We start from the raw sequence: 12,970 nt of genomic DNA on the forward strand, positions 1-12,970 counted from the left end.
GCTATATAAGTCATCACCCATGGTGTGTAGGTTTTGTGTAAATAGTCCACGTTTCATCTAACCATTACTTCCCCATCCAACACAAGAGGTTAATTGTGGAAAATGCTGCACCTAACCTGGGCGGTTGCGTCATTTCTTATTCGCGGCGATTCTTTGTTGATCTCAGGGCGGGATTTTCGGACATTCATAATTAAAAAAGACCCTCTCCTCTGCGTGTTAAAGCACAGGGAAAGGGTCCTGTCATCATGTCAGGCTGCCTACCCTACCAGCCTGTTTATGATGAAGAGTTCATGCCCGTATAGACCAGAATCGCATCGCGGAGGAATACCGCCGTTCCAGGCTGCTTCTCATCGTAATGAGCGGTAAAGCGCTCATCGTCAACATACATCTGGGCGAGGCCTGCGTGAGCCTCTTTGCTGTAATCGTTCCAATAATAAGTGAGCCAACGCTTGTGAAGATCAGCCGCCTTCTGGGCCAGCTCACTGGCAGGATCGCCTTGCTTAAACGCTTCGGCCAGCGTCTCGTACAGCTCATCAGCCAGACGCGTTACTTCCTCATGCTGTTCTTGCGTCATATTTTTCAGCTGGGCATTGGATTTATTTACAATCTCATCGCCATACTTCTCGCGAATTTCCTTACCGTATTTCTTCTCGTTATCATCAATCAGCTTCTGCTTGAATCCTTCAAATTTCTCTTGGTCACTCATGGTTATTCTCCCTTCGGCGGAGGCGATCGTGTTCTCCACATTGGTAATCAGCAAATCCAATTGCCTTCTTTTGTCTAGGAGCTGCGCATGGTGTTCTTGGAGCGCCTTGGTCCGGTTGAAGGATGGTGAGGTCATAATCTCTTTGATATCGTCCAATTGAAGCCCGAGCTCCCGGTAAAACAAAATCTGCTGCAATTGATTGACCTCCTCCTGCCCATAGATCCGATATCCCGACGAGTTGATTCTGGCCGGCTTCAGAATACCGATTTCATCGTAATAACGGAGCGTCCGGGTACTTATTCCTGCCAGCCTTCCAAGCTTCTGCACCGTGTATTCCATGGTTTCTCACCTCCTGACAACATCAATGTACACCTTTACGTAACGTTAAGGTCAACACGCTGTGCAAAAAAAATTACAAACTTCTTAAATAAAAAAGAAACTGAATGTATTCTTAACAGAATATCATCCAGTCTCCCCAACGATCTACTTCAGTATGTTACTCCGCGTCCGCTTCCTTGTCTGCAGCAGGATCTGCTGCCTCATGAGCGTTCGTATGCTTCTCGTTCACCCACTGCTTCAACGGCTCGGTCATTTGATCCTTCAGCTTCTGAATCAATTGATCCTCCGTAATTCCCTTCGCGGCCGCGATCTCGGCTAGCGACTGCCCTTCCTTCATTTCTGCCTTCAATTCGTCCTCAGACAATCCAAGCAGAGCTGCGAGTTCCTCCGGATTACCGAATTTGCCGAAGCCTCGGCCGCCTTTGCCATGGCCTGTTCCAAAACCGGCTTCGCTGCTCTCCACGATTTGAGTAAGGCGGTCGCTCAGCCCCTCTTTCCACTCGGTCGCTTCGGTTTCCGTCATGCTGCCTTCACTCAGGCGTTCATCAAGCTTGGCGGTTTCCAGAACGATCAGCTTCTGCACAAACACGGATTGGGTCATTCCTTGGCCTTCGGCAATTTCGACGAATGTGCTGCCCGCTTCAAGCGCTGTGCGAATCTCTGCCTCCGTGAGCCCAAGAACCTCTGCCGTCTCTTTGACGATGTTGCCGCCGCGAGGACCGCCACCCTTACGATCCATCCAATTTCCATCTCGGTTCTTGCCTGCATCGGCAGCCGATTGATCTGTCTCCGTCTGACTATTCTGTGATACCGAGGCGGCAGCGTCTGTGCTCGTCGCGGCAAAAGCCTTGCTCTGAAGATACCCGGCTCCCCCCAGCACAATCGCTGCTGCCATACTGCTCACTAATACTTTTTTACTTATCGGATTCATGGTCATCTCTCCTTTTAGGTTCATGGTTTGTCTTACAATTTGAAGTATAGAGAGGGAATCTGAAAGTAAACTTAGGAGAACGTTATGCCAGGCTTAGGCTCAGCTGAAGGTTTGCTGAATGTGGCGGTATGCCAATGGGCTTCAGCACATCATAAAAAGCTACTATCGAAATGACAACGTTGGGTAGGAGGCCAGCTTGCGAACCGTCAGCCACAAGGATAAGAGGAGAAGCAGCTCGAATACGTTCGTCGCAGCCGAACTTTCGATCGGAATCGGAATGGCGCTCCCGGCAGCCATCAGCACCGTACCGATAAACAACAGCGGCGTCTTTCTCCTTCGCCATACGATAACGCCTGCCATCAGCAGAGGGATCAGGATCAGAATGACCATGAGCGGCGGCCCCCCGGATTCGGTCGGAACATAACGAAGCGCTCCGTATTCCATGGAAGGCTGGAGCTTAAGCGGCAGCGTCTCCGTCATCACCTCAAGCGCGATTAGAGCTGCAGTGAGAAGCCAGGCTCCCCATGCGGCGGCCAGCTTGCTGGCCCAAGGGCTTCCTGCCTTGCGGATCAGATCGAACGACACGAGCACAAGCAGCGGCGTTGCCAACGCATGCACCCAGAAACGCGTAACGTTCAGCCCCTCCAGCAGATCTCCCTCCCCGATGTACTTCCCGATGCCGATCACGCCGTTATCCCAGACCAGTCCGGCCGTCACGACCAGCAGCAAATACTGAAGTCCCGGCGAAGAATCACGCTTCAACAGCACACACCCATACAGAAGCAGCGCAGCATATACAACGGCCAAGCCCAAATACAGTAAAGAATCCATGGTCCATATCTCCTTTCATCTTAACTCCTGACGACCGGATCTTGATTGATCCCTGTTGCAGCACGTAATGATAGGTTTTATACCCGTTAACCCGCCATCCTAACCCAACTGTATGTATATGAAGCAGGAGGGACTACCGATGTGGACATTTTTAATGGAGTCACAAAGAGAGAGCCTCTATCCAGTGCAAAAAAACCGCCGGAGACATCCCTCTCCAGCGGTTTCTATCCGTAGATCCTTCGCGATTGCATATGCAGTCAGTCCATGCTTTCATCCAATCCGATCAAGCGTCTTACTTCCCCTTCTCCTCAGCTTCCGAAATAGCCCGGTTGGCCAGATTCGTCAGCACGACATCGTCCATGGGCGGATTATGAAGACCCGCCCGGACATCCCTGTACATTCGTTCCAACGGGAGCTGCCGGGAGAGACTCAATCCTCCAACGATCCGCATCGCATGATCGACAATCCGGACCGCTGCATTGGTCACAACATATTTGGCAAGACCCAGCTCAGGCTTAAGCGCAGCGCGGTTCTCCACTTCCTTGTCCCAGCGGTCGGCGGTTTGATATAAATAACTACGGGCTGTAAGCAGATCCACTTCGATTTCGGCGATATGTCTTTGGATATTCGGCAATTCGGCAATGGGGATCGTCAAGGAGTTCGGTTTATGATGACGGGCAAAATCGATGGCAAAATTGCGCGCGGCATAAGCAATCCCCATATAACATGCCGGTATGTGAAGCAGAATGCCTTCGGTTGGCACGGGAAACTCAGGTTTCTCATAATCGAGTCCCCGAATCACTTCCGCATCCGGCACGAAGACGTCCTCCAGAATCATGTCATGGCTTCCCGTAGCGCGCATGCCCATCGTATTCCAGGTTTCCTCGACCTTGACCCCGGGTCCACTTCGAACGAGGAATGCACCGACCTTCTCGCTATGCTCGATACCGGCCGTAACCACAAACTGCTTCAAGATCGGGCTTAACGTGCTGAAGGTTTTGCGTCCGGTAATGCGCCAGCCGCCCGACACTCGTCGTGCCGTGGTCTCCGGCCTTCCACCCCGGCTTGGACTTCCTGTCGCAGGCTCGCTCGCCAGTTCATTAATGAGCACGCCTTCAGCTACAACGTCCTTGCACAGCCTCTCAAATAAAGGCTCCGGCCAAGCCCCGGACAGGCGCAGCTGGAGTATTTGCCCGATATGCCAACCGACCGCCAGCGCCGTAGAGCCGTCGCCTCTGGCGAGTCGTTCCTGGGCAAGCACCATTTCGTATACAGAGGCTTCTTCGCCTCCATAGGATGCCGGGACGGTCAGCTTCAGATAACCCGACTCCTTCAGATCATCAAAATTTTCGAACGGAAACGAACCCTCCAAATCGTGCCGGGGAGCTCTTTCCGCGAATTTCGTCCCAAGCTTCTCGGACAGAGCTGCGATCATGGCTTCGCGTTCATTACGTATGAATGGATCTGTGGAACCGGATCGATTCAAGTTCGTCCCCTCCTTGCTAACCCTTGTATTCCGATGGATATATACTCAAAATTGTAGCAACCCTATTTGGGGGTGTCAATGAAGGAGATCACCGATCGCCGCTCCCCCTTTAATTCGGATATATCCAGTGTATGAATTCCGAATCCTCATAACTCTTCTGAAATCCCAGTTTAAGCAAAATATGCTGGGAAGCCGCATTTCCGGGTTCGCATCTAGCGATGATGGATTTGACGTCCGGCTGCCCCGAAACCCAATCCAATAGTTTCTGCGCCGCTTCATGACAGTAACCTTGCCGCTGATGGCTTGGATTGGTCGCAAAGCCGATTTCGATTCTGCCCTCCGGATCAGGATCTCCCAAGAATCCGATGCCGCCGACAATATCGCGCGTGGCCTTGTCTACCATAATCCATGAATCAAAACCCCGCGTACCCTTATTCTTGACCAACAACTCCCGGAAAAAAGGCAATGCCTCATAAAAGTCGGTGCCCGGCCATTCGCCGTTACTGTGGTATCCTAAATCCTCGAATGCCTTCGGATCCCGGCGCGATGCCGCGTCAATCAAATCCAAATCCAATGTTCTAAGCAGCAACCGTTTTGTTTCCAGTTCCATGATGAGTTCACCTGTCCTTCTTCAGATTTATTTTTATTAGAAAACATAAAAAGACGGAAAATGAACTTGAGTCTTTCTCCGCCTTTTGCATGAAGTCTATATGCTAATTGCATCCATAAGAAAAACATCAATCGACGCACTTCACAGATGACAGACCGCGTTTAGATGAGGTTTTTCTTGCGATTATCGAATGGTTCAGCTTCGCTGAAAACTTACAAATTCAATAATCCAATAAAAAAATCCGCGCTGCAAAAGCAACGCGGATTCAAGACGCAAATAGGATAGTCTACCCAAGGCTTCCTTGATCTCCGCAGTTCTTAACTCCTCTATATCCGGCCGAAGAATGCACCTTGAACTAAACCTAGCCAATGGCGGCTATGTCATGCGCTCTTCAGAACCTATAGGTTCAAACAAAGTTAAGAACAACAAATCTCTCCTTAAAGTAGGTTTTACATATTGTACCTATTATCAGATGAACGCGTCAAGCTGTAAAACTGGTCATAAGTCTACATCGCGTTCTCCTTCAGAAATGAAGTGATGGCTTCATTCACTTCATCGGGATTATCCATATTCGTTGCATGGTGAGCGTTCCGGATGATTCTTAATCGCGAATTCACCAATCTCTCCTGCATGTACGCCTGCTGCCTTCGGATCATTGTGTCGCTCTCTCCCTGTAGAAGCAAGGTTGGACAATCGATCTTATGCAGATCCTGCGTGCTGTCCATCCGGGTCACCGCATCCCATATCCGAACCCAGTTGGAATGCGGGATGGAACGAAAGGCTTTCTCTATATAATCTTGATTCCTCTTGTTGTACTTGGATAGCATTTTCGCTTGCCATTTTCCCGATAAGGACATCGGCATCAAGTAACTTGACCAGCGATTCAGCGGCACGAACATTCGCTCATACCAATTGAACGCATTCGTGAACGGCGTGCCGATCAGTACCAGGGCTGCAACCTTCTCAGGATAGCGAACGGCCGTCTGCAGCGAAATATGCCCGCCCAGGGACAGCCCGCAAAGAATCGCTTTTTCAATGTCCAGTCCGCTTAGCAGATCCGCCAAATCCCTGCTGAAATCCTCCGAATCCACCTTTCCGTCCGGCAAGGAAGAGGAACCATGTCCCCGGATATCCCATACCAAGGTCTGATACTGACGTGAGAAATAATCGACTTGCGGCCGCCATTGTTCATGATTCCATGAGGCACCATGCGTAAAAACAAGCGGCTTTCCTTCTCCCTTTACTTCATAGTACAGATCGACTTCCCTTCCTTTGAAAATCGGCATATAACCATCCTCCTTGCTATATTTAAAAAGATTGCGTACCGACATTCCGTAACGGAGCAAATATCACCTGAAAGCACTCATCAAACAGTTCCTCCAACGTTCGGTTTGACTCTTTAATCCAGATCATCATAGCCCCGCTGATGGCAGCTTGCAGTACCCGGCTAACCATAGCCACGTCGCATTCTGCGATTTCTTTGTTCGTGATCGCCTGGCTCAGCATCTGCCGGGTAAACGCATCAATCAGCTGCAGTCGATACCGGGTTTTCTCCAACAAATCGGGGTCATTCGTCCCTTCTAAATAGAAGGAAGTATGGTTCGCCAATTCAACAGGATCTTTCATATGGGAAACCGCATGCTTAAATACGGCCTTTAGTGCATCAAGTCTCGATTGATCGGATAGGCCAGCCTCCTGGAAGGCATGCCTGGTTAGTTCAATAACATAATCGCTATAGGCCAGAAACAAATTCTTCTTCGAACCGAATCGCTTCATTAAGGCTGCCGGTGAAATATTCACTTCATGTGTGATGTCGGTTAATGCTGCTTGTCCGTATCCTTTTTTGGACAGTGCCCGGTAGACACCGTAGAAGATAGCCTCATCTTGAAATTCACGAGGTCTTACCATGCGTAATCTCCTCTCCATAGTTAGTGAATGGTCATTTACTAACTATTGTTTCATAAACTTTCTCGAGTGTAAACCGTGAAATGCCTGGAGATGAACTCGCACATCAACATACGGCCTGCAGCCAAAAAAACTCAGTCCCCCTCCGCTGACCACTCTGGTGAGTAAATCAAGCTGTCTTTTTTAATAGAAAAACGCAACTTCTTTATACTCTTGGAGCGAATTAACCTCTATACTGACAGTAGAAGGAAACCATAATCTAGGAGGAGCTGAGCACATTGCGTACCAAATTCATTTACCAGGCACCTGCAAACGGTTATCCCGAATGGAATAATAATCCTAATATTTTCCAGCTGAACCGTCACAAAGCCCATGCATACATGATGACGTTCCCGTCGGAGTCTGAGGCGCTGAACCGTGCCCACTCCATGTCCCCCTGGTATCAGTCATTGAACGGGATGTGGAAGTTTGCGTTTGCCGAAACCCCTGACAAGCGCATCCAGAATTTCTATGAGGTCGATTATGATTCCGGCAGCTGGGCCGACATGCCCGTCCCTTCCCATTGGCAGCTTCAAGGGTATGACTATCCTCAATATACAAATGTTAGATACCCCTGGTCCGAATCGGAGCCTGAATTGAAAGCCCCCTTCGCGCCAACGCGATACAATCCCGTAGGCTCCTACATCCGTGAATTTACGGTGCCGGACACTTGGAAGGAACAGCCCGTGTATATTAGCTTCCAAGGTGTTGAATCCGCTTTCTATGTATGGGTGAACGGCGAGATGGTCGGATACAGCGAAGATACGTTTACGCCGGCCGAGTTCGATATTACGCCCTATCTGATCGATGGCGAGAATAAATTGGCTGTAGAAGTGTATCGCTGGTGTGACGCCAGTTGGCTGGAGGATCAGGATTTCTGGAGGCTTAGCGGGATTTTCCGCGAGGTCTACCTCTATTCCGCCCCGGCCATCCATATCTCCGATTTCTTCGTGCGGCCGATTCTTGATGACGAATACCGGGATGCCGAGCTCGAGATCGATGCAACCGTTATGAATTACTTTAATGAAACCATCGATAAGGACAAGCTTCAGCTTGAGGCGCTTCTATACGACCAGGACCGTCAGCTGGTTCGGAAACAAACGCTCGCCATAGCGGATTACATTCTGGAGGAGAGTACCTTCACCCTGAGCATGAACGTCCCCGAACCAAGAAAATGGAGCGCGGAATCGCCTTATCTGTATACCGTCGTTTTGGCATTAAAGGATACGGACGGAGCATGCCTTGGAGCCGTAAGCTGCCGCACCGGCTTCCGCCGCTTCGAGCTGAAGGACGGATTGATGCGGATTAATGGTCAGCGCATTCTGTTCAAAGGCGTGAACCGGCATGAATTCTCCCCGGATACCGGACGGGCGCTTAGCCGCGAAGACATGATCACCGATATTGAGCTGATGAAGACGCATAACATTAATGCGGTACGGACCTCCCATTACCCGAATCAATCCGCATGGTATGATCTCTGCGATGAATATGGCTTATACGTGATCGATGAGACGAATCTGGAGACGCACGGAACATGGGAGTATGGGCAGCAGGAACTGAAAGAAACGGTCCCCGGCAGCAAGCTCGAGTGGCGCGACAATGTTTTGGATCGCTGCAATTCGATGTTTCAACGAGACAAGAACCACCCCTCCGTCATCATCTGGTCGCTTGGCAATGAATCCTTTGGAGGCGACAACTTCATTGCGATGCACGATTTCCTGAAGGAGGCCGATCCATCGCGGCTCGTTCACTATGAAGGGATCTTTCATTACAGGGCGTCCGAGGCGGCTAGCGATATGGAATCCACCATGTATGCAAAACCTCAGGAAGTGGAGAAGTATGCAACCAGCAACCCGAGCAAGCCTTACATCATTTGCGAATACAGTCACGCCATGGGCAATTCCTGCGGCGGTCTTCACCTGTATTGGGAGCTGTTTGAGAAGTATGACATTTTACAGGGAGCCTTTATATGGGACTGGATTGACCAAGCGATCCGTACCCAAACGGCCGACGGTATCGAATATTTAGCGTATGGCGGGGATTTCAACGAAAAGCCGCATGACGGCAATTTCAGCGGAAACGGCCTGATCTTCGCGGACCGCAGCAAAACCCCCAAGCTGGACGAAGTGAAAAAATGCTACCAGAACGTCAAGTTCGAATGTTTGGACATTGCTGCTGGTCGGATTCGGGTCAGCAACCGTTTCTTATTCACCAATCTCGATCAGTATCTTGTGAGATGGAACATTCAGCTGAACGGAGAAGAAAGCCAATCCGGCACGCTCCAGCTTTCGCTCCAGCCCGGTGACCATACCGAAATCGAGATTCCGTATTCCCCTATAGAGGACGGTGGAAAGGAAGCGGTGCTCACCGTCTCCCTGGTTCGTAGGGAAAGCGCCAAGTGGGCACCCGCAGGACATGAAGAGGCTTGGGAGCAGTTTGAGCTAACGCCCTATATAGCGAATAGATCGGAAACGGACGCTCTTTCAAACGCGAAGACTCTGGAAGTTACCGAATCGGATGAAGAGCTTCTCATCGCGGGTTCAGCCGTTTCGTTACACTTCCACCTGGGCACCGGCGATCTGACATCTTACGCGCGATCCGGCAAGGAGTACCTGCTGGCACCGGCCAGACCGAATTTCTGGCGAGCCGTGACTGATAACGATCTGGGCAACCGGCTCCCTGAACGCTGCGGCGTGTGGAGAACGGCCCACGACCGGCGGAAACTGCTGTCCCTGCGCTGGCATACGGAAGGTCCTGCCGTCGTGGTCTCCAGTCACTACCAGATCGAGACGACTCCTATATCCGGACTGACCTTGGAGTATCGAATCTTCCCGGATGGAACCATCCGCGTGCAAGAAACCTTTGTCCCGGGCAGCGGTCTGCCTGACATTCCGGAAATCGGCATGCTGTTCTTGCTGGATGAAGGCCTCGATATACTCAGCTGGTACGGCCGGGGGCCTCATGATAGTTATTGGGACCGAAAGACGGGAGCCAAAATCGGTCGATACACGGGAAGAGTCGCCGATCAGTTCGTTCCTTATTTGAGACCTCAAGAATGCGGAAACAAAACGGATGTCCGCTTCGCGAGCCTCACCGAAAGTAGCAGCGGGGAAGGTCTGCGGTTCGAAAGCTCCTCCCTCATGGAGTTGTGCGCCCTGCCGTGGACGCCAGAGGAACTCGAGGGCAGCGACCATGCGTACAAGCTCCCGCCAAGCGATAAAACCGTCCTGCGCATAAACTACAAACAAATGGGCGTAGGCGGCGACGACAGCTGGGGAGCGCCAATCCATGAAGAATTCACGCTGCCTGCGAACCGTACGTACAGCTTCGGCTTTACGATGGGGGTAGCACGCTGAACCTAATCAATAGGAAAAATACAAAAAAGAGCAGCTTCGTATTGAAGCTGCTCTTTTCATGATTCCGCAAGAACATGTCCTCTCACCACCGAACGGGTAGCAAAAGGCATTATCTCTTAGAACGTCCCCGATGCTATTCGCCATCGCTTAGGCCTGTGCACCCTGCAGCTCGCCGCGATCCGATTCGTCCCGGATGTCACCCACGATTTCCTCCAGAATATCCTCCATCGTCACCAGACCAATCTCTTCGCCGGATTCGTTCGTGACGACGGCCATATGAACGCGGATTTGCTGCATCTTGATCAGGACGTCCTTAATCGAAGACGACTCCGGAAAACGCGGCATGTCATGAATAAAGTCATTCACGCTGCAGTTTCTCCCGGCCGCTATGCCCGTCAGCATCTCTTTCGTATGGATAAACCCGATGAAATCCTCCGCACGTCCCGCTTCCGTCACCGGATAACGGGTGTAGTCGTAATCGCCGAGAACTTCCAGGATATTGGCAAGGGGCCACCCTCGTTCTACCGTGACGATGCGATCTCTCGGGACCATGATTTCCCGCAAAGTGCGCTCTTCAAAAGCAAATATATTGGTCAAATACCCCATCTCGGTCTGGTTAATTTCGCCGCTCTCGTAGCTCTGATCCACGATCCACTTCAATTCCTCTTCGGAATGGACCGATTCATGGCCTGCCGGCTTTACACCGAATACTCGAAGCAGAAGACGCGAGGCTCCATTCAGTGCATAGATGAACGGATACATGATCTTCCCGAACCAATACAGGGGAGATGCCAGCAGCAACGTCATTTTCTCGGCAAATTGGATCGCCAATGTCTTAGGTGCCAGTTCCCCGATGACGACGTGCAGGAATGTGATGATCCCAAGAGCAATGGCATAAGAAAGTACCGTTGCAACGGCCGCCGGCACGTCGAATCGTTCAAACAGCGGATGGAGCATCCTTTCGACGGTCGGCTCGCCCAGCGCGCCCAGCACGAGGGCCGTAATCGTAATTCCAAGCTGGCAGGCGGACAAGTAGTAATCCAGCTCATGGGCTACCTTTCTGGCCGTAACCGCCCGTTTATTCCCTTCTGCGATCAATTGATCGATCCGGGACAGCCGCACCTTCAAGATGGCGAATTCGGCGCCAACGAAAAATGCAGTCAGTCCTATGAGCACGGCAACCAAAAATAAGTTTAACGCGATTATTCCGTCCAATAATTTCCCTCTTGCGAGGGATTCACCTCCAAAAAAGTTATGGTCTGAATGTACAGGAGATCATGCCCGCCCTGGATCATCCGTGTCTGAGAATGACGTGTTTGATCTGAAAATTATCCGTTTCCGCTACGGCCCATATATGCTCGCCATGCTGAATCTCATCGCCGTCTTGAGCTGTTGTGCCTTTCTGGTACTGTATCCAGCCGCCGATCGTATCCATCTCCTCGTTATCCTCGAATACCAAGCCGAAGCGCTTCTCAAGCTCCTCCAAGAGAACCCGTCCGCTAATCAGGTATTCGCGTTCCCCAATCTTCCGGATATCCGCTACTTCATCTTCGTCGAATTCGTCGCGAATTTCTCCTACGATCTCTTCCAGCACATCCTCCAGGGTCAGAATCCCGGCCGTACCGCCGTATTCATCAATCACCAGAGCCATATGCATCTGCTCCTGCTGCATTTTTAACATGGCATCCTGGATCGGTGTATTTTCAAGCACGACCGGGAGGTCCCGAACGAATTCTTCCAGCCTGCGTTCTCGTCCGGCCACGATGTGGGGCAGCATCTTTTTCACGTTGACGACGCCAACCACCCGGTCCTTGCTCCCATCCTCGATGACAGGGTACCTCGTATAGTTGTGCTCATCCAGAATACGGACGATGTCCGGGTATTTCATTCCTTTATCCAGAGTGATCAGATCCGTTCTCGGTACCATAATGTCTTTGGCCACCCGCTCATCAAACGAAAACACGTTTTCCATGTAAGCCAGCTTGGTCCCATTGATCTCGCCGCCCTGAAAGCTCTGCGCCATGACGATGCGCAGTTCCTCTTCCGAATAAGCCTGCTCATGCGGCGCAGGTTTCACGCCGAACGAACGAAGCAGCACGCGCGAGGCCCCATTCAACGCCCAAATGAACGGATACATCAACTTTCCGAACCAATACAGCGGGGCTGCAAGGAGCAGCGTCGTCTTTTCCGAGAATTGAATAGCCAAGGTCTTGGGCGCCATCTCCCCCACCACGACATGCAAAAATGTAACGAGAATGAACGCAATGGCGTAAGAGGCAATCGAGGCCGTTGAAGCCGATACGTCAAACCAATCGAATACGGGGTACATGAAACGTTCAACGGCCGGCTTGCCGATGGCCCCAAGCCCCAGCGCCGTCACCGTAATGCCGAGCTGGCAAGCCGAGAGATAGTAATCGAGATCGCCGGCTACCTTTTTGGCAACAACCGCCTTCTTGTTTCCTTCCACAATCAATTGATCGATCCGCGACATGCGGATTTTAACAACGGCGAACTCGGACGCCACGAAAAAAGCTGTCAACGCAATCAGTATGGCAAGAATGATTAAATTAGTGATGGTAATTATGTCCAATAATTTCCCTCTTCAGAGGGATTCACCTCCAGATTGAATTAAATGCCCTATGTTTGGGCATCAGAACAGGTCATGTCAATATACGATATTTCCATAAAAAAAGAGGTAGTTCGCAGATGAGAGTATTACAGCCTAATTCCGCATTTGGATCCATTTGCAATAACGCCTTCCCAATGA

General features: G+C 50.9%; 10 protein-coding genes. 1 reads left to right on the top strand and 9 read right to left on the bottom strand.

Annotated elements, in window-relative coordinates:
- Positions 1-274: 274 nt before the first annotated feature.
- The 7 genes from M4D81_RS24965 to M4D81_RS24995 form a co-directional block, all read right to left on the bottom strand.
- On the bottom strand, positions 275-1,045 hold the full coding sequence (locus M4D81_RS24965) for a MerR family transcriptional regulator (RefSeq protein WP_071221938.1): 771 nt from the start codon (positions 1,043-1,045) through the stop codon (positions 275-277).
- Positions 1,046-1,202: 157 nt separating this feature from the next.
- Positions 1,203-1,976 (bottom strand): hypothetical protein, encoded by a 774-nt coding sequence (locus tag M4D81_RS24970; RefSeq protein WP_260068417.1) that lies wholly within the window; start codon positions 1,974-1,976, stop codon positions 1,203-1,205.
- Positions 1,977-2,138: 162 nt separating this feature from the next.
- Complete coding sequence (locus tag M4D81_RS24975; protein WP_260068418.1) at positions 2,139-2,807, bottom strand: hypothetical protein; 669 nt, start codon at positions 2,805-2,807, stop codon at positions 2,139-2,141.
- A 292-nt stretch (positions 2,808-3,099) separates the two neighbouring features.
- Positions 3,100-4,293, bottom strand: coding sequence for an acyl-CoA dehydrogenase family protein (locus M4D81_RS24980; protein WP_260068419.1), 1,194 nt, complete (start codon positions 4,291-4,293; stop codon positions 3,100-3,102).
- A 109-nt stretch (positions 4,294-4,402) separates the two neighbouring features.
- On the bottom strand, positions 4,403-4,906 hold the full coding sequence (locus M4D81_RS24985) for a GNAT family N-acetyltransferase (RefSeq protein WP_260068488.1): 504 nt from the start codon (positions 4,904-4,906) through the stop codon (positions 4,403-4,405).
- A gap of 503 nt (positions 4,907-5,409) precedes the next feature.
- Positions 5,410-6,189 carry an alpha/beta fold hydrolase gene (locus tag M4D81_RS24990; RefSeq protein ID WP_260068420.1) on the bottom strand — a complete coding sequence of 260 codons (780 nt, stop codon included), beginning with the start codon at positions 6,187-6,189 and terminating at the stop codon, positions 5,410-5,412.
- A gap of 22 nt (positions 6,190-6,211) precedes the next feature.
- Positions 6,212-6,811, bottom strand: coding sequence for a TetR/AcrR family transcriptional regulator (locus tag M4D81_RS24995; RefSeq protein WP_260068421.1), 600 nt, complete (start codon positions 6,809-6,811; stop codon positions 6,212-6,214).
- A 275-nt stretch (positions 6,812-7,086) separates the two neighbouring features.
- On the opposite strand from M4D81_RS24995, the gene lacZ reads away from it, so the two are divergent.
- Positions 7,087-10,203 (top strand): beta-galactosidase, LacZ type, encoded by a 3,117-nt coding sequence (gene lacZ / locus M4D81_RS25000; protein WP_260068422.1) that lies wholly within the window; start codon positions 7,087-7,089, stop codon positions 10,201-10,203.
- 147 nt (positions 10,204-10,350) lie between these two features.
- Here the strand turns inward: lacZ and M4D81_RS25005 are convergent, their stop codons facing one another.
- Both M4D81_RS25005 and M4D81_RS25010 read right to left on the bottom strand, forming a co-directional pair.
- On the bottom strand, positions 10,351-11,418 hold the full coding sequence (locus M4D81_RS25005; RefSeq protein WP_260068423.1) for a hemolysin family protein: 1,068 nt from the start codon (positions 11,416-11,418) through the stop codon (positions 10,351-10,353).
- A 76-nt stretch (positions 11,419-11,494) separates the two neighbouring features.
- Positions 11,495-12,793 carry a hemolysin family protein gene (locus tag M4D81_RS25010; protein ID WP_260068424.1) on the bottom strand — a complete coding sequence of 433 codons (1,299 nt, stop codon included), beginning with the start codon at positions 12,791-12,793 and terminating at the stop codon, positions 11,495-11,497.
- Between the last annotated feature and the right edge of the window lie 177 nt (positions 12,794-12,970).

Origin of the sequence: Paenibacillus sp. p3-SID867, from assembly GCF_025142895.1 — a bacterium.
In the GTDB taxonomy this organism is placed as follows: domain Bacteria; phylum Bacillota; class Bacilli; order Paenibacillales; family Paenibacillaceae; genus Paenibacillus_AQ.